Origin of the sequence: Mesorhizobium sp. M0293, from assembly GCF_040321735.1 — a bacterium.
Lineage (GTDB): Bacteria > Pseudomonadota > Alphaproteobacteria > Rhizobiales > Rhizobiaceae > Mesorhizobium.
In genome coordinates this window covers 17,306-35,927 of record NZ_JAMYSA010000037.1, presented here as the reverse complement: position 1 = coordinate 35,927, position 18,622 = coordinate 17,306, and the positions used below count along the sequence as shown (strand labels likewise).

20 protein-coding genes and 2 tRNA genes are annotated in these 18,622 nt (G+C 63.0%); 7 read left to right on the top strand and 15 right to left on the bottom strand.

Annotation, left to right across the window (positions count from 1 at the left end; translation table 11 throughout):
* The first annotated feature begins 4 nt into the window (after positions 1-4).
* Positions 5-2,158 (top strand): thiamine pyrophosphate-dependent enzyme, encoded by a 2,154-nt coding sequence (locus NKJ06_RS16115; protein WP_352810198.1) that lies wholly within the window; start codon positions 5-7, stop codon positions 2,156-2,158.
* The gene (locus NKJ06_RS16110) at positions 2,151-3,731 is read left to right on the top strand and encodes an indolepyruvate oxidoreductase subunit beta family protein (RefSeq protein ID WP_352629872.1); all 1,581 of its coding nucleotides are present in this window, start codon (positions 2,151-2,153) and stop codon (positions 3,729-3,731) included. The genes NKJ06_RS16115 and NKJ06_RS16110 overlap by 8 nt, the downstream gene beginning before the upstream one ends.
* Positions 3,732-3,846: 115 nt before the next feature.
* Here the strand turns inward: NKJ06_RS16110 and NKJ06_RS16105 are convergent, their stop codons facing one another.
* Both NKJ06_RS16105 and NKJ06_RS16100 read right to left on the bottom strand, forming a co-directional pair.
* Positions 3,847-4,533 (bottom strand): B3/B4 domain-containing protein, encoded by a 687-nt coding sequence (locus tag NKJ06_RS16105; RefSeq protein ID WP_352629870.1) that lies wholly within the window; start codon positions 4,531-4,533, stop codon positions 3,847-3,849.
* Between the two features lie 45 nt (positions 4,534-4,578).
* Entirely contained in the window at positions 4,579-5,202 is a 624-nt protein-coding gene (locus tag NKJ06_RS16100; RefSeq protein WP_352439684.1) for an FMN-binding negative transcriptional regulator, read from the bottom strand.
* Positions 5,203-5,277: 75 nt separating this feature from the next.
* Here NKJ06_RS16100 and pdxR point away from each other — a divergent pair, with 75 nt between their 5' ends.
* Positions 5,278-6,735 (top strand): MocR-like pyridoxine biosynthesis transcription factor PdxR, encoded by a 1,458-nt coding sequence (gene pdxR, locus NKJ06_RS16095; protein WP_352629867.1) that lies wholly within the window; start codon positions 5,278-5,280, stop codon positions 6,733-6,735.
* Between the two features lie 72 nt (positions 6,736-6,807).
* Here the strand turns inward: pdxR and NKJ06_RS16090 are convergent, their stop codons facing one another.
* The 9 genes from NKJ06_RS16090 to NKJ06_RS16050 form a co-directional block, all read right to left on the bottom strand.
* Positions 6,808-7,365, bottom strand: coding sequence for a hypothetical protein (locus NKJ06_RS16090; RefSeq protein ID WP_352629865.1), 558 nt, complete (start codon positions 7,363-7,365; stop codon positions 6,808-6,810).
* Complete coding sequence (locus tag NKJ06_RS16085; protein ID WP_352629863.1) at positions 7,350-8,561, bottom strand: LTA synthase family protein; 1,212 nt, start codon at positions 8,559-8,561, stop codon at positions 7,350-7,352. The genes NKJ06_RS16090 and NKJ06_RS16085 overlap by 16 nt, the downstream gene beginning before the upstream one ends.
* A 154-nt stretch (positions 8,562-8,715) precedes the next feature.
* Entirely contained in the window at positions 8,716-9,003 is a 288-nt protein-coding gene (locus NKJ06_RS16080; protein ID WP_352629861.1) for a GCG_CRPN prefix-to-repeats domain-containing protein, read from the bottom strand.
* A gap of 113 nt (positions 9,004-9,116) precedes the next feature.
* Entirely contained in the window at positions 9,117-9,578 is a 462-nt protein-coding gene (locus NKJ06_RS16075) for a periplasmic heavy metal sensor (protein ID WP_352810196.1), read from the bottom strand.
* Entirely contained in the window at positions 9,575-9,997 is a 423-nt protein-coding gene (locus NKJ06_RS16070; RefSeq protein ID WP_352629857.1) for a hypothetical protein, read from the bottom strand. Before NKJ06_RS16070 ends, NKJ06_RS16075 begins: the two co-directional genes overlap by 4 nt.
* Before the next feature lie 22 nt (positions 9,998-10,019).
* Entirely contained in the window at positions 10,020-10,154 is a 135-nt protein-coding gene (locus tag NKJ06_RS16065; protein ID WP_352629854.1) for a hypothetical protein, read from the bottom strand.
* Positions 10,147-10,689 (bottom strand): RNA polymerase sigma factor, encoded by a 543-nt coding sequence (locus NKJ06_RS16060; RefSeq protein WP_352629852.1) that lies wholly within the window; start codon positions 10,687-10,689, stop codon positions 10,147-10,149. Before NKJ06_RS16060 ends, NKJ06_RS16065 begins: the two co-directional genes overlap by 8 nt.
* A 45-nt stretch (positions 10,690-10,734) precedes the next feature.
* Complete coding sequence (locus NKJ06_RS16055; RefSeq protein ID WP_352629850.1) at positions 10,735-11,169, bottom strand: EF-hand domain-containing protein; 435 nt, start codon at positions 11,167-11,169, stop codon at positions 10,735-10,737.
* 174 nt (positions 11,170-11,343) lie between these two features.
* Positions 11,344-11,532, bottom strand: coding sequence for a YodC family protein (locus tag NKJ06_RS16050; RefSeq protein WP_352629848.1), 189 nt, complete (start codon positions 11,530-11,532; stop codon positions 11,344-11,346).
* 270 nt (positions 11,533-11,802) lie between these two features.
* On the opposite strand from NKJ06_RS16050, the gene NKJ06_RS16045 reads away from it, so the two are divergent.
* Positions 11,803-11,878: transfer RNA gene (locus tag NKJ06_RS16045), tRNA-Cys, on the top strand.
* A gap of 97 nt (positions 11,879-11,975) precedes the next feature.
* Here the strand turns inward: NKJ06_RS16045 and NKJ06_RS16040 are convergent.
* Positions 11,976-12,051: transfer RNA gene (locus NKJ06_RS16040), tRNA-Thr, on the bottom strand.
* Between the two features lie 322 nt (positions 12,052-12,373).
* Between NKJ06_RS16040 and NKJ06_RS16035 the strand changes: the two genes are divergently transcribed.
* Positions 12,374-13,534: a hypothetical protein gene (locus NKJ06_RS16035; protein ID WP_352629846.1), complete on the top strand. Its 1,161-nt coding sequence runs from the start codon at positions 12,374-12,376 to the stop codon at positions 13,532-13,534.
* A gap of 24 nt (positions 13,535-13,558) precedes the next feature.
* On the opposite strand, the gene NKJ06_RS16030 is transcribed toward NKJ06_RS16035, so the two are convergent.
* The gene (locus NKJ06_RS16030; RefSeq protein ID WP_352629843.1) at positions 13,559-15,160 is read right to left on the bottom strand and encodes a cisplatin damage response ATP-dependent DNA ligase; all 1,602 of its coding nucleotides are present in this window, start codon (positions 15,158-15,160) and stop codon (positions 13,559-13,561) included.
* Positions 15,161-15,164: 4 nt separating this feature from the next.
* Positions 15,165-16,175, bottom strand: a complete 1,011-nt coding sequence (locus NKJ06_RS16025) for a ligase-associated DNA damage response exonuclease (RefSeq protein WP_352629841.1) — start codon at positions 16,173-16,175, stop codon at positions 15,165-15,167.
* A 106-nt stretch (positions 16,176-16,281) separates the two neighbouring features.
* On the opposite strand from NKJ06_RS16025, the gene NKJ06_RS16020 reads away from it, so the two are divergent.
* Positions 16,282-17,199, top strand: coding sequence for a class I SAM-dependent DNA methyltransferase (locus NKJ06_RS16020; protein ID WP_352629838.1), 918 nt, complete (start codon positions 16,282-16,284; stop codon positions 17,197-17,199).
* Between the two features lie 119 nt (positions 17,200-17,318).
* A complete protein-coding gene (locus tag NKJ06_RS16015) occupies positions 17,319-17,681 on the top strand; it encodes a hypothetical protein (protein ID WP_352629837.1) in 363 nt (120 codons plus the stop codon).
* Here NKJ06_RS16015 and NKJ06_RS16010 read toward each other — a convergent pair.
* Positions 17,678-18,619 (bottom strand): 2-hydroxyacid dehydrogenase, encoded by a 942-nt coding sequence (locus tag NKJ06_RS16010; protein WP_352810195.1) that lies wholly within the window; start codon positions 18,617-18,619, stop codon positions 17,678-17,680. The two genes, NKJ06_RS16015 and NKJ06_RS16010, sit on opposite strands and share 4 nt — an antisense overlap.
* Positions 18,620-18,622 lie beyond the last annotated feature (3 nt).

The window sequence follows — 18,622 nt, the reverse complement described above, 5'->3', positions numbered from 1 at the left end:
CAAAATGGCCGAACGGTCTTTTGCCAAGGAAGTCGAAAAACTCAGGCTCGGCGCCGGCGAGGAGTTTGCCGGCGAAGGCATCCTCGCCATCACCAAGGCGCTTCTGCAATGCGGCGTCGGCTACGTCGGCGGCTATCAGGGCGCGCCGATCAGCCACCTGATGGACGTGCTGGCCGACGCACAGGACATTCTGGGCGAGCTCGGGGTGCATTTCGAGGCCAGTGCCTCGGAAGCCACCGCCACCGCCATGCTGGCCGCCTCGGTGCACTACCCGATCCGTGGCGCTGCGACCTTCAAGTCGACGGTCGGCACCAATGTCGCCTCCGATGCGCTCGCCAATCTCGCGTCCGGCGGTGTCACCGGCGGCGCACTGATCATCGTCGGCGAGGATTACGGCGAGGGCTCCTCGATCATGCAGGAGCGAAGCCATGCCTTCGCCATGAAAAGCCAGGTTTGGCTGCTCGACCCGCGCCCCAATCTGCCGTCGATCGTCAAGGCGGTGGAGGACGGCTTCGAGCTGTCGGAGATCTCCAACACGCCGGTCATGCTGCAGGTTCGCATCCGCTGCTGCCATGTCCACGGCCATTTCATCGCCAAGGACAACAAGCGGCCGCCGATGACGGTCGCAGATGCGCTTGATGCACCACGCCGCGACACCGGCCGCATCGTGCTGCCGCCCGCATCCTTCCTGCACGAGAAGGAAAAGGTGCAGAAGCGCTGGCCGGCGGCGGTCGATTTCATCCGCAAGAACAAGATCAATGAATTCTTCGGCTCGGATCATGGTTCGGTCGGCATCGTCATGCAGGGCGGCATGTACAATTCGGTCATCCGCGCCTTGCAGCGTCTCGGCCTTGCCGACACCTATGGCGACACCGATGTGCCGCTTTACGTGCTCAACGCCGTCTATCCGCTGATCGATGACGAGTTCCTGTCCTTCTGCGAAGGAAAGCAATCCGTACTCGTCGTCGAGGAGGGCCAGCCCAACTACATCGAGCAGGCCTTCGCCGCGATGCTGCACAAGGCCGGGCGCGGCACCAGGCTGGTCGGCAAGGAGCATCTGCCGATGGCCGGAGAATATACCGGCCAAGTCATGCTCGACGGCATCGGTGCCTTCCTGCGTGCCGAGGCGCCGCATCTGCTGCCGGGCGAAGTGCGTGCCCCCAACAAGGTGGGCGACGGCGTCGACACAGCGGACCTGATCAATGTCGTGCCGGGTCGCCCGCCGGGCTTTTGCATCGGCTGCCCGGAGCGGCCGATCTTTGCCGCGACCAAGCTGGTCGAGCAGGAACTCGGCAAGCATCACATCGCCTCCGATATTGGTTGCCATCTGTTCTCGATCATGCCGCCTTTCGAGCTCGGCGCCACCACCATGGGCTACGGGTTGGGGCCCGCCTCGGCCTCGGCATTCAACTCGCCCGATGCCAAGCGCCGTTCGATCTCCTTCGTCGGCGATGGCGGCTTCTGGCACAACGGCCTGACCTCCTCGATCGGCAACGCGGTGTTCAACAAGAATGACGGTGTCATCGTCATCGTCGATAATTTCTATTCGGCCGCCACCGGCGGCCAAGACATCCTCTCGTCCCGCGCGGGCAACAAGACCAAGTCGACGAAGCATCCGATCACCGAGGCGGTGAAAGGGATGGGCGTCAAATGGCTGCGCCATGTCGACCGCACCTACGACGTGACCAAGATGCAGGACACGTTGCGCGAGGCACTGACCACCGAGGAGAAGGGGCCGAAGGTCATCGTCGCCTCGTCCGAATGCATGCTCAACCGCCAGCGCCGCGAAAAGCCGCTGGTCGACAAGGCGATCAAGGGCGGCGAGCGGGTGATAAAACCGAAGTTCGGCGTCGACGAGGACATCTGCACCGGCGACCATGCCTGCATGCGGCTGTCGGGTTGTCCGTCGCTGTCTGTGAAGTCGCTCGACGATCCGCTGCGCGACGATCCGGTGGCGCATATCTACCAGAGCTGTGTCGGCTGCGGCAATTGCGGCGAGGTCGCCGATGCGGCGGTGCTGTGCCCATCCTTCTACCGCGCCGACGTCGTGCACAATCCGAGCCGCTGGGACCGTTTCCTGGAATCCGTGCGCCGCGCCACCATCAGCCTGTTGCAGCGCCGCCGCGAAAGCCGGCGCCTGACTTTCGCCGATGCTTGACGCTGTCCCCCCACTTCGCGCCCGGCCCAGTGCTCAGGATGACGAGCGCGTCATCAAGCTTGCCGTGCTTGCGGTCGGCGGCCAGGGCGGCGGCGTGCTGGCCGACTGGATCACCGATGTCGCGGAGCGCAACGGCTATGTCGCGCAGTCGACCTCGGTCGCCGGCGTCGCCCAGCGCACCGGCGCCACCATCTATTATGTCGAGATGGCCTGCGACACCGGCCGCCTGCCGGTCTTCGCGCTGTCGCCCTCGCAAGGCGATGTCGACATCCTGATCGCCGCGGAACTGATGGAAGCCGGCCGCGCCATCATCCGCGGCTTCGTCACGCCCGAGCGCACGACGCTGATCGCCTCGTCGCATCGCATCGCCGCCGTCTCGGAAAAGATCGAGCCGGGTGATGGTCGGGCGTCGTCCTCCAAGGTGCACGCGACGGCGGAAGCCGCATCGAAGCGCTTCATCGCTTTCGACATGGAGAAGATCGCCGCCGACAATGGCTCGATGATCTCGGCCAGCCTGCTTGGCGCGCTGGCGGGGTCCGACGCCCTGCCGTTCTCTCGCGAGAGCTACGAACAGGCGATCGGTGCCGGCGGTCGGGGCGTCAAGGCCAGCCTCGCCGCCTTCGGTGCTGCGTTTGATCGCGCGCGCGGTACGGCAGCGCCGGCGCAGAAGCAAGCTGAGTCCGCGCTTGTCGAATCTGCCCTGGGCGCCGGGCGCGTCACTGGCCCGCAAAACCTGCTGCAAGGCTGGCAGGCCTTGGCCGCCCGCATCGAGCTGATGCCGGTGGCGGTGCGCGACATGGCGCTTCGGGGCCTGCGAAAGGTCGTCGACTATCAGGACATCGCTTACGGGCGCGAGTATCTCGACCGGCTGGACAAGGCAGTCGCACTGGACGGGCCGGATCGCGGATATGGCTTGTCCATCGCTGCCGCGAAGCATCTGGCTAATGCGCTATGCTACGACGACATGATCCGCGTCGCCGATCTGAAGACACGCTCCACACGCGACAAACGCGTGCGCCGCGAGGTCGGTGTCAAGGACGGCTCGATCCTGCAGGTGACCGAATATTTCCATCCGCGCATCGAGGAGTTCTGCGGCACACTGCCGGCAAGTCTGGGCAGCTACATCGAGAACCGGCCGAAGCTCGCCGCCTTTCTCGACCGCCGTATCAATCATGGCCGTCGTATCCGCACCGACAGTTTTGCCGGCTTTGCCGCTTTGTGGTTCATCGGCGGCCTGCGCCGCTGGCGCCGCAGCCTGCTGCGCCACAAGGTCGAGGTCGCGCATCTCGATCGCTGGTACGCGCTGGCTCTTGGTTATGTGCCGACTGACTATGCGCTGGCCGTCGAAATCCTCAATTGCCGCCGGCTGATCAAGGGCTACAGCGATACCCATGTCCGCGCCCAGTCGAAATTCGACCGGGTGCTGTCCGCGCTCGATCTGCTCAAGGGTCGGGCGGACGCCGCCGACTGGATCCGCCGCCTGCGCGAGATGGCGCTGAAGGACGAAAAGGGCGACATGCTCGATGGTGCCTTGAAGACGGTGGCGACGCTCTCCGAACACGTCGCCCGCTGATCCGCGCCGCAGTGTGTCACTCACACCTGAGCGAGACAATTCCGGGATCCGGTTTCAAATGTCACCAACCCTGCACCGCTGTGGCAACTTTGCGCTGGCAGCGGACCAGTCATCCTCAGACTGCAATTCTCCGAGCGAACACCAAGCAATCGGGCATCAACATATTCAGCCCTTCAACCAGCATGTCCGATGCATCCGCAAGCGCGCCTTCCGGCATTGTCTCAAGGCTCTCCAACACAAACCAGATGCGATCATCGGTTGTCTCCAGTCGGGTGCGCGTACCTTGCCGCCAGTTCCAACGCCGGCATGTGACGCCCGCATCGTCTCGCCAGATGACCTCTCCGGGGAGGGGGTTATCGATCACCACTTCGCCGTTCATGACTGTTTCGAACGGTTCGCGTCCGTCGGCCACGGTCAGAAGCGGACGCCCGGCATAGGCATCGTAGTTCTCGCCGCCGACGGGAATCGCATATTTGAGGCTGACGGCGTTATAGAGATCGACGACAGGATTGATCGAAGGAATCATTCCGTCCTCCAACACCCGCTTTCTCAGTGCTTGCGCCGAACAGGGTGTCCGATTGGACTTGGCTCCGAACCGGGCATAGGTGTCGGCCCAGCTGGTCAAATGGGCGTCGGCCCATGACGGGCCGCCCTCCCGCAGGACGTAATCGCAGGCATCTGTCAGAAGCCCTGTGGGAAGGCTTCCTTCTCCGGCATTTGCCGCATCGACATGAATGCTCATCGCTCTGAAGCCGGGGGCGATTTCCTTGATCCGTTCGTCGATCACCGGTTGTTCGAACATCTGTTGCCAACTCCAGAATTCCACTCAGGCACCCAGTTGCCCGTCTCAGCCCGGAATCATCTCGGAAACGATCTGATCGGTAAGCCTGCCGCTATCGCCAAGTCCCTGTTTCACCCCTTTGCGATCGGCCTCAGGGCGGTTTTGGCTCATCTTGCGCTTTCCCTGCAGCGAAACGACGGGCATGCGAATACCGACAATGCCGCGGAGCTGAGCCTTGATGTAGGCTTCAGGAGCGTCGGTGACTGCCCAAGGCGGCGAACGTGACGCCTCGTGAATGCCCGTGAGGCGCGACACCACCTCAAACAGGCGTTCGGCATCTTCGAAGAACTCCACCGGCCCACTCGCATGGACGGCTGTATAATTCCACGTCGGGACGACCTTCCCATGTTCGGCTTTCGAGGCGTACCAGGACGGCGTCACATAGGCGTCCGGTCCCATGAAAACTGCAAGTCCATGGCCGATGACAGGAGTCTGCCAATGCGGGTTCGGTCGCGCCAGATGCGCATAGAGGACGCCCCTTTCTCCCTCCGTCTCATTGAGGAACATAGGCAAAGGGGTGGCCATCGGACCATCGGGCGTAGCCGTCACGAAATTGGCAAGGCGACATTGCCGCATCATTTCGTAAAGCTCGGTCGTGTCCTCCACGGCGAAGGCTGGCGGGGTGTACATAAGCATCTCCTTGACGTGAGCGCATTGTTCACCTCAAGGTGGCACAAGATACACCGCCAGTTTTGGAATGTTTCATTGGTCCAGTTGGTGAAGGGCTCACGAAAGAGCGGCGCGACCCGTCGCATCTACCTTTCCTTGCGCGAGCAGATTAAGTCCGGCGTTTATGATGCGGGTGGGAGATTGCCCTCGAGCCGCGCGCTTGCGGAGGAACTCGGCGTATCCAGGACCACGGTGACGGCCGCCTATGACCAGTTGATCTCCGAGGGCTACATTCAGGTGCGGCAGGGCGCCAAGCCGACAGTCACGTCCGAAGGACGACACCCGTATACCAGACCGGTATCGCAGGCACAGGAATCCACTCCCCAGCTGTCCGCCTATGCCGCGCGTGCAATGGCATTGCCGAAGAACATCAGCGCGGAACAGGCAGTGCTTCGATACGATTTCCGGTACGGCGACATCGCTTCGTCGGACTTTCCCAAGCTCACCTGGCGGCGCGCGCTGAGCGCGGCGGTCCTAGCGCACCGGGAACGCCTTGGCTATCAGCATCCAGCCGGCAATCTGGCACTTCGCCGTGTCCTGCAAGGCTACCTCTGGCGAGCCCGTGGCATCGAATGCGACGTCGCCCAGATCATCATTGTCAGCGGCTCCCAGCAGGCGCTGGACCTGTGCGCGCGGGCGCTTGTTGATCCGGGAGGCCGGGTTGTGCTCGAGGAGCCCTGCTATGCGATGGCCCGCAACGTCATGCTTGCTACAGGAGCAATACCCTTGGCCATCCCGTGCGACAAGGATGGAATGGACACCTCCCGGCTTCCCGATCCCAGGGATGTTGCCCTGGCATTTGTGACGCCCAGCCATCAGTTTCCGCTGGGCGGCGTCCTGCCGTTCGGCCGTCGCAAGGCCCTGATCGAATGGGCGATCGCCGGGAACAGCTACATCATCGAAGACGACTACGACGGGGAGTACCGGTATGACGTACGCCCAATTCCACCACTGTGGGTGACCGGTCAAGGTCGGGTCATCTATGTCGGCACCGTATCCAAGACGCTGTCGCCAACGCTCCGCCTTGGTTACATGGTTGTACCCGGCACGCTTGTGGAGGCCTTTGTCCGATGCAAGCAGATCGCCGATCGACACAGCTCGAGCTTCGAGCAAGAGGCGCTCGCTTCAATGATCGAAACGGGCGCATATGAAAGCCACGTTCGAAGGATGCGGCGACTGAATGCCGACAGGCGTGCGGTGTTCCTGAACGCAATGGCTGAAGCGTTTGGCGATGAGGTCGACATCGTTGGAACGTCGGCTGGCCTCCATGTTGTCGTGTGGTTCAACCACCTCACCGCCGGCGATGAAGAGCGTTTCGCCGACTGCGCGAGGCAGGATGGTGTGGGCATCTATCCAATCTCGCGTCTGTTCGCGGTCCCGACAGATCAACGTGCGGGGTTCATCTTCGGATACGCCTCCATGCCCGTTGCGCTGATTGGAAAGGGCATAGATGACCTGGTGCAGGTCTATCGATCCAAATTCCGGTCGGCATGACCGGGGTTTCGACTGTCCGAAGTCTTTGGGGGCATTCGAACACCCGCGTTGGAAACGGCGCGGGCACTCATGTCAACGGCTGGCATTCACCGCTTGCAACGGATCCGCATGGACACGCAGCGGCGCCTCCTGCGGGAACAGATGCAGCAGGCCTGAATCGACGCGCCGGCGCAGATGCGCGTCCACTTCGGCCCGATCCTTGCAGCCATGAAACCTGCCGCCGCAATGGTCGCGCAGGCGCACGAGATCGGCCATGACAGGCGACATCGGCAGGCCGGCAGCGTCGAGCAGGCTTGCACTGAGAAAGCCGATGTCGAGCGGCGCCAGGTCAGGCATCGGATGGCGCAGCTTATGGTTGAAGGTGGTGAGCGTGTAGAAGGTGCGATAGGCAAGCGAGCCGGGTGTTGCCAATGCCTCGTCACCGGCGACGGCGTCGACGAACGGTTTTGTCGCCGACGATTGGTGATCGCCGAATTCGAGCACGACGGCGCCGCGCGAGCCGGCATCCGCTTGCCTGTTGTCGAGGAAATCCTGGAAATCGCCGCGCGCCACCGCCATCCGGCGCAGATATTCATTGGCCTGGAAATCACCCGAGAAAGGCTCGCCCTCGACCTTCAGGTCGGGCTCCATCCGCCCCTCATAGGGTGAGTGCGGGAACATGGTCTGGATCTCAAGGAACAGCGGCGGCCATCCTCCTTGCGGTGCCTGGCGATGAATACCTCGGCTGCGTGATAGTAGAAGTTGTCGCGCAGGTGATAGAAGGGCGCGGCGATGTCCTTGATGTCGAGCACGGTCTCGACGCCGATCGACTTCAGGAACGGGCCTTCATTGACGAACGAAAAGTCCATCGGCGTCATCACGACAGTTCGATAACCGCAGCGCGCCAGCACCTCCGGTAGAGCTCCGGCGACTTTGTCCTGCAGGGTGATCGTCAGATAGGGGCTTCGCCAGCCGAAATCGGTGGCCGACAGGCCGGTCATCAGCGACAGATTGGTGATCCAGGTGCCGCCGCCAAACGTCTCGACCTGCATCGGATGCGACGTGCCGGCCCCCGGTGCGAATCCCTGCAGGAAGCCGACGCCATTGCGCACTTGGGGAAAATAGCCGGGATCGGACTGGCTTTCGCTGAGCACGAAGAAGACATCGGGAAGGTTCGTGCGGTCGCCGCAATCGACCGTGTCGGCAAAAGGCGGCTGCGGCGCGACGGCCTGCAGCCGCTTCTCGAAGGCCGGCTCGACGACCAAATTGCGCAGATCCAGCAGCGAGACGAAGAAGGCCGACATATGCCGGCCTTGCATGTAGTAGAAATAGCGGTCCTTCGATGCCTCGGCCGGAAAGGTCAGCGGAACCAGAACGACGAGCACCGCCATGATCAGGACGCGTGCCAACACAGGCCAGCCAATTTTTCGATCGATCCGGAACAGGAGGATCGCCGCCGCGATGCCGAGCACCAAGGCAATGACGACCGGCGCGATCAGATGGAGGTAGGAGCCGAGCAGGAAGCGATACACTTCCGGATCCCTCGACACGAAGACCGCGTCGTAGAAATGCAGCGAAAACCCCTTCATCCTGAATTTGATCGCTGACACCACGGTGACGAAGGCAATGCTCATCCAGGCGAGATAGACGGAAAAGGCGAGGCGCCCCGTAGCCAGGAACAGAAGTCCGGCGAGGGCTGCCACAAGCGCCAGCGAGAACGGCACCGACAGCCATTCGTGCTCGGCCTGTCCGGCGGCGAAAACGCCGGCAAGGCCGACCACGGCCAGCGTCAGCGGATGGCAGAGCACCCGCCCAAGGATTCGAAGCTGAATCGCAGATTTTCCCATGAACATGCCTGAGCATAGTTTCGGGAAACTCTTCGATTATTTGCACGGCAAGAACAAATGTATAGTGAATTTAACCTTAACTGTGGGCTGGTCCGGTGCGCGTCAGCGCTCACGCGGGGCCAGCCTGAAAGTGCCTGGCCCCGCGGCGCTATGATCAGTAATGGTGCCAGTGGCGCCAGTGATGATGCGGGTGCCAGACGTAGACCGAAGCGTGCCAGTAGTGGTAGCGCGGGCGCACGATGACGACGCCATTCGGCACGCAGCGGCCCCAGCGGTTCGGGTGCCAGCCAATGCCGCAGCCCCAGCGGACATGCTCGACCAGTGCCGGGGCGGCCGGCTGCGTAACGGACACGATGGGCATTGCGCTGGACGCGGTGGCTGTCACGACCGTTCCGCTGAGGGCCAGCATAGCGGCTGCTGCATAGTTTTTCAGGCGACTCATAATTGGACTCCGAGTGCTTTCGAGTTTGAAGATTGGCCGCCCGCATGGTGCGATCGGGGCAGGCCTGTCCCTTCTCTTCGTTAAACGGCGTCTCCGACCTTTTCCGTCGGTCGTCACGGCGATTTTTTTGGCGCAACAGCGGCGCGGCGTTCCATATGGCGCAGCAATGCCTGTGCCAGCACGCTCCGGTTTTCGGGTGATGCGTTCGCCGCAAAATCGACAATGGCCTGTTCAAGCCGCGCGCGCACCGTCACATCGGCATTGCGTGCCCGCTCCAGGGCAGCCGACAATGCTGCCTTGTCCATGACAGGTTGCTGCAACAGGTCCGCCGCCTCCTGCCTGGCCTGCTGGCCATCGAGAATGTTCTGCCGGGCCTCCACGCGAACCTGGCGCAGCGCCTGGCGGAACGCCTGGCGGTCCTGGTTGGGAAGCTGTCGGCCAGCCGATTCCAGCGAGACACCCGCGCCGGCTTTGGCATTTCTCAGCCAGACCGCACCACCGACAAATGCGCCTGCAAGAAAGACGTTCAGCACCACGGAAGCAATGACCAGACCTCGGATCCAACGCGGGCTCATAGGTTTTCCTCACCGTTCTCGGCATCCGGGTCGGCGTCGCCAAACGCCGTCACATTGGCATCCAGCACATAGTGGTCCGGCTGGACCTCGGGCGTGACGACGGTCACCAGGGCCAGTCCTGCCACGGCGCCGGCCAGACCAATTCCGGCAAGTCCCAGCCCCAGCCACCAGAACTGCTGACGCCGGCGCTGGACGAGATGCCGGCCGGCGGCCTGCAGGATGCTGCCGTGCAGGGCTTGGCCGGGAGCGTCGACGCGGTAGCTGCCAAGCAGGACGTCCAGGGTCCCGGCTTGCTTCAAAATGGCCTTGCCCGCTTTGCTTGCGGCAAACGCCGTGCCGGCTATCCGCTCAGCCTCGGGCCATCGCCGCAGTTCACCGCCATAGGCCGCCGCCAGGGCGGCAAAGCGCTTGGCATCCATTGCCGGTTCGTTCCTGGACCCTTCAGCCATGTGTCTTTCCCTTGCCCGTCAGCACCGCGTGCCCGCGCGGTGTCGGAACGACAACAACCCACCACCAGGCAGCGCCTGCAAGGCGCGATGGCCGTTGTGCATTGGTGCCGGCCCGGTTCTCACTCATCGGCGCCATCCCTGGTCAGGATCGTCTGCAGCGACCGCCGGCCGCGCGCAAGCAGACTTTCTAGGGCATCGACGCTGATCTCCAGGGTCGCAGCCGCCTCGATGTTGGACATCTCCTGATAGTAGACCAGGATAATCGCTTCGCGCTGACGCGGCGCGATGCGTTGCAGCGCCTGTTCGACCCGATGAGCTTCTTCCCCGGGATGAGCATCGGGAAGCGGCGCAGGATCGGCGACGTCCGGCACCTCGTCGGTCACCCATTCGCGGCGCCGGCGCAGCCGGTCGTAGCACAGGTTCAGCGTCACCCGGTGGATCCAGCTGTCGAAGCGCGCATTGCCGCGCCGCCAACTCGAGGCATGGCGCCATATCCGCACGAAGGTTTCCTGCGCGACATCCTCGGCCTCTGCCGCATCGCCGAGCATGCGCGCGGCAAGCGCCAGGATGCGCGGCAGCTTGCGCGCGACCAGGGCTTGCACGGCTGCCGGATCGCCGGCGCCGACATGGCGAACCAGCTCCTCGTCCGGATCCGCAACCATTAGTCGGCGCACTCCCAATGTCCATCGCGCGTCATTGCCTCTTGGTCATTGCTCCTGCTTGGGAGCGGTTTTGTGGCCCGGCAGCTCGTCGGCCGTCAGAATGCCGTCGGCATTCTTGTCCAGCCGGGCAAAGCGCTTGGCGAAGAATGCATCGAGTTCGGCTCGATCGATGAAGCCGTCATGGTTGGAATCGAGACGGGCAAAGGATATGGCAAGGTCGCCCTTGACGTTGCGTTTGGCCTGCACGGCGGTCCACTCCAGCAGGCTGATCTTGCCGTCGCCGTCCGTGTCGGCCGCCATGATCGCCTTTTCGCGCCGCTTCTGGAACTTGGCCAGCGTGACGTCGGGCCTGGCCTCCGAGGCGCTGGGTGCGGCAGCCGGCGCGGAGGTCGGCGGTGCAGGGGGCGGTGGTGTTGTCTGGGCGAGAGCCGCAACGGTCTGCAAACTCAGGGCAACGACTGACATAAAACGGCTGATCATGCTATGCGTCTCCGGGTTGGCGCGCTGCAGACAGCCCTTGCCGTCATCACGCTTCAACCGTTAAACGCGGCGACCCGGAAAATCCGTCGGTCGCGTGCTGATCCGTTCACGCTCGAACAAACAATTGAGCCGTCCCGATTCCATGGGACCGATTCCATACGGAAGGAATTGGCTCTAGTCCGACTGTTCGGCCGCAATCAGTTGTTCAGACTTGAACCCGGCATGTTGCGGGGTCCACACTTCGCCCTCGCGATTGAACCAGTGGCACATATACATGCCCGAGGCCGCGCCATCGCTGACCGTCATCCTGGGGCCTCCAGATTTCAGCTTGACGACGTCTCCGGTCTTGAAAATGTTGGGCATTTTTTGACCTCCCATGCTGAGGCCACGAGTTTCACATCAAACCGGGGTCTCGACAATGGCAGATGTGCTTCGCCGGCGTCGCAAATCCCTTGCTCCAGCAGCTCGACGACGGCCAGGATGTCGTGAGCACGATCGGATGCGAAGGCGATGCATCGCGGGTGAGGTCGAGAGGGTCGCCGATCGTTCTGGTCGGCATGGTTCGCGGTGTTTCTATCGATCTGCCCGGCCTTAACCTTTCCGTAAAGATTTGGCCGTTACTTGGACAGTGATGGCCTCGTGGCGGAGCGGCTACGCTGGAGACTGCAAATCTCTGAAGCCTCGGTTCGATCCCGAGGCGAGGCCTCCACTTCACTTCCCTATCCGACAAGGTATCGGCGGAGATAGCCGACGGAAGCAACGGGCTTGGTCCAGTGATGGCGCCATTGGTTGTTTTCTTGGGAAAATGGTGCCGCTTGCGTGACTCGAACACGCGACCCCCGCATTACGAATGCGGTGCTCTACCAACTGAGCTAAAGCGGCCCGGGAGGGCCAAGGCCTCCAAGATGCGGGGGTGATAGACGCAACCGGCCGCGAATTCAAGATGGGACTTGGCAATTCCTCATGCCGTTGTCGAAAGCCGGCCACCGCGTTGTTCGCCAATCGTCGCGAAGTCACGCTGCGCACGGTGCGCGCGCTTCCGGAGTGTGAAAATCGATGAAACGTGCTGATTTCGTTGCCGGAACAGCGCCGCAATGGACTTTGCACACCTCTCCAAGGCAGAATGCGCTGCTCGCCCGTTGATTGATTGGCCGCCTGCGGCTAACGATCACGGCAAGGTTGGCGAACGGACAGAGGGACCCGCTTGGACGCGATCGAAAAAGCGATCCGGAACGCCTTGGAGAAAGGCAATGCCGAGGACCGCGCGTTCCGCGAAAGGGTCTATCGCGCGGCTTTTGCCGCGCTTGACCGCGCGCTAAAGGCCAATCCGGACGTAACCGTGGAGCTCGCCATAAAGCGCCGCAAGGCGATCCAGGCGAAAATCACCGAAATCGAATCCGAGTTCCTGCCGGCGGTGTCGGATGTCGGCCCGCAGGGCGATGCACCGGCGGTCGAGCTTGGGGCTAACTCCGCTCCCGCGGTCGAAACGGGCCAACAGACACCGTCACCCGCTGTCGTCGTCGATGGGCCTGCGCAATCCGCCTCAGATGCGCCGCGCTCTGCCTCAGAGGCGCCGCGCTCGCGCGTGCTGCCGGTGGTTCCCGACATCATGCCGGACGCTGCCCTTCCCGACGCTCCGTCCATCGATATGTCGGCTCCGGCCTCGGCCGACGCGGCGACGGAAGTGGCGCCCGATCGCGATGAACGGCGCATAAGAGGGCGTCGCCTGCCGCTGACCGCCATCTTCCTGACCGTGACGCTGCTTGCCGCTGTTGGCATTGGCCTGTTTTTCGCCGTGCAGACCGGCGTGTTCAAGACGTCGGCGCAACTCGATACCGCCCCGCCGCAAGCGCCGCCGACCGTCGACGACGACGATTTCACACCGGCCGATGGCGGCCTGGCAAAACCCGGTGCCGCGGACCAGACGCGCGACTGGATCAACGTGTTTTCGCCGACCGATGCGTCGCATGTCAGCGCCCCGTCGGACGCCAAGGCCGAGGTGATGAAGGACGATACCGGTTCGTTCCTGCGCATCCGTTCCGGCGCCTCCGGTTCGGCGATCAGCTTCGATGTCGGGCAGGGCGTTCTGGAGAAGCTCGCCGGCAAACATGCCGTGTTCGATATCATCGCCCGCTCGGAGGAAGGCAAGGAGACGCAGATTTCCGTCGATTGCAATTTTGGCGAACTCGGCGACTGCGGCCGCAAGCGCTACGCTGTCGGCCAGCAGCAGAACGAATATCTGTTCGACGTGCAGTTTCCCGACAAGCGTCCCGGCTCTGCGGGCACCATCGCCATCAATTCCGACTTCGACAAGCAGGGCAAGGCCGCCGACATTTACGAAATCCGTGTTTCGGTCGAGCCGTAAAGCATCAGGCGATGAAAGGGCGAGTTAGCGATCGAGCAATGCCTGCAGCGTCTCGATACGATCGGCCTCGTTGGCCGGCTTGTCCCAGCGCAGCCGTGAAATACGGGGAAAGCGCATGGCGACGCCGGATTTGTGCCGGGTCGAGCGGTTGAGCCCCTCGAACGCGACTTCCAGCACAAGGCCGTTGTCACGGTCGGCCCGCACCGAGCGCACCGGGCCGAAACGCTCGACCGTGTTGTCGCGGACATATTTGTCGATCTGCCTCAACTCCTCGTCGGTGAAGCCGAAATAGGCCTTGCCGACCGGCACCAGCTCCTCCTCGCCTTCGGCACCTGACCAGACACCGAACGTATAATCCGAATAGAAGCTCGAGCGCTTGCCATGACCGCGTTGCGCATACATCAGCACCGCGTCCACAGTGTGCGGATCGCGCTTCCACTTGAACCAGGGGCCTTTCGGCCGTCCGGCGACATAGGCTGAGTCCCAGCGCTTCAGCATGACGCCTTCGATGATTGGATGCAGCGGTACCCGCCGCATTTCTTCCAGCGCATGCCAGTCTGAGAATTCGACGAACGGCGACAGATCGAACCGGCTTGGGTCGAGCGTTTTCACGAAGTTTTCGAGGCGGCCGCGGCGCTCGCGAAATGGCAGCGCGCGCAAATCCTCGTCGCCGATCTGCAGCACATCATAGCAGCGCATGAAGGCCGGGTATTGCTGCTGCATCTTCGTGGTTACCGTCTTGCGGTTCAGCCGCTGCTGCAGATCCGAGAAGGTCCCTGTCGCCTCTCGGGGATCGCCGACTAGCAGTTCGCCGTCGAGCGTCGCGGAAAAATGCATGGCGTCGGCAAGATCCGGAAAAGCGCCCGAAACATCGTCTCCAGTGCGCGAATAGAGCCGGCGGATGCCGCCTTCGGCCACCGCCTGGACGCGGATGCCGTCCCATTTCCACTCGGCCGCATAATCCGCCGGATCGAGCTTTTCGAGATCGCCGTCACCAACCGGGTTCGACAGCATTACCGGGCGAAACAACGCCATCGCCGTTTTCCGGGGCTTTTCGGCCTTGCCTTCCAGCCATGCGAATAGTGCTGTGTAGGGCGGCGACAGCCCGTGCCAAAGCTCTTCGATCTCGGTGACATCGACCTTGCCGAAATCCGCCAGCGCCTGTTTGGCCAGCCGCGCCGACACGCCGATGCGCAGGCCGCCGGTGACCAGCTTGATGATGGCGAAGCGGGCCGAGATGCCGGCGCTATCGAGCAGCCCTGCCAGCACCTTCGGTCCGTCGGAACGGCTTGCCGCCTGCAGTTTGGCGACGACCTCGCCAAGCGTCGGCTCGCGGTTCGGGATGTTTCCGGGCGTCTGCGGCCAGACCAGCGAGACCGTTTCGGCAAGATCGCCGACATAGTCGTAGGAATAGCCGAACAGCACCGGATCCATGCGCTCGGTGACCAGTGTGCGCAGCATCGCCGGCTTGACCGCGGCGATGTGGAGATCGCCGGTGATGGCCGCCAGCGCCAAACCGCGATCGGGATCCTCCACGGTGCGGAAATAGTCGGCCAGCAAGGTCAGCTTGCCGTTGCGCGACGGCGTTAGCACCAGTCGATCGAGAAGTTCGGCGAAGCGGTTCATGCCATCAATCGCCCTCGTCCTCGTACCCCACCAGGTGCAGTGGCCGGGCGGCGATGCCTTCGAGTTCGCACCAGCGTACCAGCGCTTCCTCGCGGCCATGCGTCACCCAGATTTCCTCAGCGCCGGTTTGCTTGATGGTGGCGGTCAGTTCGTCCCAGTCGGCATGGTCGGAGATGATTAGCGGCAGTTCGACGCCGCCTTGCTTGGCACGCTGGCGAATGCGCATCCAGCCCGAGGCAAAGCACGAGATCGGATCGGGAAAGCGCCGTGCCCAGCGGTCGGCGAAGGCCGATGGCGGGCCGACGACGATGGCGCCACTGAAATCATCCTTGCCGCCACTTTCGACGGTTGCCGGCTCCAACTGCCCGAGGTCGATGCCCTGGCTCTGATAGTATTCGCTGAGTTTGGCCAGTGCGCCATGGATGTAGAGCGGCCGGTCGTAGCCGGCGTCGCGCAACAGCCGCATCACCCGCTGCGCCTTGCCCAGCGCATAGGCGCCGACCAGATGCGAGCGTTCGGGAAACTGTGCCGCCGATTTCAGCAGGCGAGCGATCTCCTCGGTGTCGGGTGGATGACGGAACACCGGCAGCCCGAAGGTCGCTTCGGTGATGAACACATCGCACTGGATCGGCTCGAACGGCGCGCAGGTTGCGTCCCTCTGCCGCTTGTAGTCGCCGGAGGCGACGATGCGCATGCCCTGATGCTCGACTGATATCTGCGCCGAGCCCAGCACATGGCCGGCTGGATGGAAGCTGACGCTGACGCCGTTGAGGTCAATCGTCTCGCCGAGCCGGGTTGCTTGCGTCGCTCCCGCAAAATCCTCGCCATAGCGCAGGCCCATGATGTCGATCGTCTGCTGCGTCGCCAGCACGGAGCGGTGGCCGGAACGCGCATGGTCGGAATGGCCATGCGTGATCAGCGCGCGGTTGATCGGCCGCACCGGGTCGATGAAGAAATCACCCGGCGGGCAATAAAGGCCCTCGGGCCGGGGATGGAGCAGGTCGCTGGCGCGCATGATTCCCAAGATAGGATATAATTCCGCTGCGGGAAGCCTGTTGTAAGTGACTGCTGACTCCCGCATACAGCACCGCCGGCTCGATCCGCCGGCAGGACCCATCGCCATGAAACCGCTTCAGGCCTCGTCCGGCGATTTGAACGCCGATCGCCGTGCCGATTATGCCGAGATGCTTCATGCGGATGGCGATCATGCGGCAGCGGCGGAATTGCTGCTCGGTGCGCTGGAAATGACACCACAATGGGCGATGGGCTGGTTTCGCCTCGGCGAGATGCAGCAGGCGGCGGGCGCGCCGGATCTGGCAGCACGGGCCTGGACGATGTCGCTGCAGCTCGATCCATCGGATCGTCAAGGCGCCGCACTGAATCTGCAACTGATCGGCAAGGCGCCGGTGGTCGACGCGCTCTCCAGCGCCTTCGTCGAGACCTTGTTCGACCACTATGCCGAGAGCTTCGATGAATCGCTGGTCGGCAGACTGGGCTACCGGCTGCCTGAGATGCTCGATCAAGCCGTTCGAACGGCAAGGCCGGGCCGTTTCCCGCTGGCGCTCGATCTCGGCTGCGGCACCGGCCTGATGGGGCAGAGGCTGCGGCCGATCGTCGATCGGCTGGAGGGGTATGACATTTCGGCCAAGATGCTGAGAAGGGCGCGGGCCAAGGGCGACTATGATTTCCTCGATAAGGCCGATCTGCGTGATTTTGTCCATGCCGGTCCGAAAGCCGATCTTGTGGCGGTGGCCGATGTCTTCATCTATGTCGGCGCGCTGGACAGCGTGGTGAGGACGATTGCCGGCTTGCTGGCTAGCGATGGCCTGTTCGCGTTTTCCGTCGAGAGGTTGGTCGGCAATGGCTATTTTGTCTTGCAGCCATCGCGACGCTACGCGCATGCGGAACACTATGTGCGCGACGTCCTGGCCGCCAACGGATTTTCGGTCCTGTCGCTGGAAACGACCGTGATCCGGCTGGACCGGCGGGAACCGGTCAGAGGGCTGGTCGTTGTGGCGGGCAAGCTGCCGGCGGCTTGAGGCTGCAATCTCTCGTCGGCCTTACAGACATCCGTGCTGCGAAAAAGTCCGATTTGCATGCGCGACTGATATTTGCGATCTGGTCGCATCAAGGCGGGATATCAGGAGGAGCATAGTCGATGCGCTGCAACATGATTGTCTTGGCATCTTGCCTGCTGACCGCTGGCTGCGTTGGCGGCAATTCGATGTCGGAACGGCAGGACGCCAACATCCAGTCCTCCCTGCAGTATGACAGCGTGCCGTGCGACCAACTGCTGGCGCAGCGCAACGGACTGGCGCAGCAATACAATCTTCCAACGAAAGCCAAACCGACCTTCTCCAATCCGGCGATGGGCTTTGGCCCGTTCACGCCGGACATGCGCTCCAAGGCCAAGCGCGATACGGATCAGGCGACCGGCCAGATCGATGCCATGAACCGGTCGATCGATCGCCGCGAATGCGGCCAGCCGGACAAGCAGAAGAAGCTCGCTCTGCCTGGTTAATATCCGGCCTTGCGGTCCACCAGATTGTCGAGCTTTTCGCCGCGTTCGAAAGCGTCCATCTGGCGCAGCATGATCGGTGCCAAATGGACGGGATCGGAGGTCGCGGCCGCGTGCGGCGTCACGAACACTTTTGGATGTCGCCACAGCGGACTGGTCTTCGGCAGCGGTTCGACCTCGAACACGTCTAGGCTCGCCTCTTTCAGCGTGCCGTCATCCAGCGCCCGCAAAATGTCGGCATCCTTCTGCAGGCGGCCGCGTCCGGCATTGATCAGCACCGAGCCGCCGAGGCCGTTGCGCTTCCTCAATTCCTTCAGCACGCCATAGTTGATGATGCCCTTGGTGTCCGGCGTCAGCGGCAAAAGCACGACCAGGATGTCGGTCGCCTTGAGGAAGGGGATCAGTCCGGCCTCCCCGGAATAGGTCGCGACGCCTTCCATGGCCTTGTCGCTGCGCGACCAGCCGTTGACGGCAAAGCCGAGCGATAGCAGCACCGAGGCCGTGGCGCGGCCGAGACTGCCGAGGCCCATGATGCCGACCGAAATGTCACCGGCCGGCCTTTGCTGCGGCTCGTGCCAGATCTTCTTCAGCTGCTGCGACCGGTAGAGCAGGCCCTGGCGATGATGGTCGAGCACCCGCCAGACGACATATTCGGTCATGTACTGGGTGAGATTGTCGGCGACGACCTTGACGATCGGCACATCGGGCAGGCCGGGGTCGGCGAAGATATGGTCGACACCGGCGCCGATCGAGAAGATGGCGCGCAGATTGGGCAGCGACGCCAGGATGTTCGGCTTCTGCTTCCACACCACGGCATAGGTGATCGACGGGTCGCTGGCGCCGTCCGGCTCCAGCACCACCTCGCGTTCTGCCGACAAAAGGTCGCGCCAGCGCTGCGGGTGAAAGCCGGTGACCGAAAGCAGGATGCGGCCTTTTTCCATTGC

Coding starts and splice junctions, on each gene's coding strand:
- NKJ06_RS16030 (WP_352629843.1), bottom strand. CDS start 15,160: ATGAACCGCTTCGCCGAACTTCTCGATCGACTGGTGCTAACGCCGTCG.
- NKJ06_RS16020 (WP_352629838.1), top strand. CDS start 16,282: ATGAAACCGCTTCAGGCCTCGTCCGGCGATTTGAACGCCGATCGCCGT.
- NKJ06_RS16065 (WP_352629854.1), bottom strand. CDS start 10,154: ATGAGTGAGAACCGGGCCGGCACCAATGCACAACGGCCATCGCGCCTT.
- NKJ06_RS16100 (WP_352439684.1), bottom strand. CDS start 5,202: ATGTACACCCCGCCAGCCTTCGCCGTGGAGGACACGACCGAGCTTTAC.
- NKJ06_RS16010 (WP_352810195.1), bottom strand. CDS start 18,619: ATGGAAAAAGGCCGCATCCTGCTTTCGGTCACCGGCTTTCACCCGCAG.
- NKJ06_RS16050 (WP_352629848.1), bottom strand. CDS start 11,532: ATGCCCAACATTTTCAAGACCGGAGACGTCGTCAAGCTGAAATCTGGA.
- NKJ06_RS16075 (WP_352810196.1), bottom strand. CDS start 9,578: ATGAGCCCGCGTTGGATCCGAGGTCTGGTCATTGCTTCCGTGGTGCTG.
- NKJ06_RS16080 (WP_352629861.1), bottom strand. CDS start 9,003: ATGAGTCGCCTGAAAAACTATGCAGCAGCCGCTATGCTGGCCCTCAGC.
- NKJ06_RS16015 (WP_352629837.1), top strand. CDS start 17,319: ATGCGCTGCAACATGATTGTCTTGGCATCTTGCCTGCTGACCGCTGGC.
- NKJ06_RS16110 (WP_352629872.1), top strand. CDS start 2,151: ATGCTTGACGCTGTCCCCCCACTTCGCGCCCGGCCCAGTGCTCAGGAT.
- NKJ06_RS16055 (WP_352629850.1), bottom strand. CDS start 11,169: ATGATCAGCCGTTTTATGTCAGTCGTTGCCCTGAGTTTGCAGACCGTT.
- NKJ06_RS16085 (WP_352629863.1), bottom strand. CDS start 8,561: ATGGGAAAATCTGCGATTCAGCTTCGAATCCTTGGGCGGGTGCTCTGC.
- NKJ06_RS16115 (WP_352810198.1), top strand. CDS start 5: ATGGCCGAACGGTCTTTTGCCAAGGAAGTCGAAAAACTCAGGCTCGGC.
- NKJ06_RS16060 (WP_352629852.1), bottom strand. CDS start 10,689: ATGGTTGCGGATCCGGACGAGGAGCTGGTTCGCCATGTCGGCGCCGGC.
- NKJ06_RS16105 (WP_352629870.1), bottom strand. CDS start 4,533: ATGTTCGAACAACCGGTGATCGACGAACGGATCAAGGAAATCGCCCCC.
- NKJ06_RS16025 (WP_352629841.1), bottom strand. CDS start 16,175: ATGCGCGCCAGCGACCTGCTCCATCCCCGGCCCGAGGGCCTTTATTGC.
- NKJ06_RS16070 (WP_352629857.1), bottom strand. CDS start 9,997: ATGGATGCCAAGCGCTTTGCCGCCCTGGCGGCGGCCTATGGCGGTGAA.
- NKJ06_RS16090 (WP_352629865.1), bottom strand. CDS start 7,365: ATGGAGCCCGACCTGAAGGTCGAGGGCGAGCCTTTCTCGGGTGATTTC.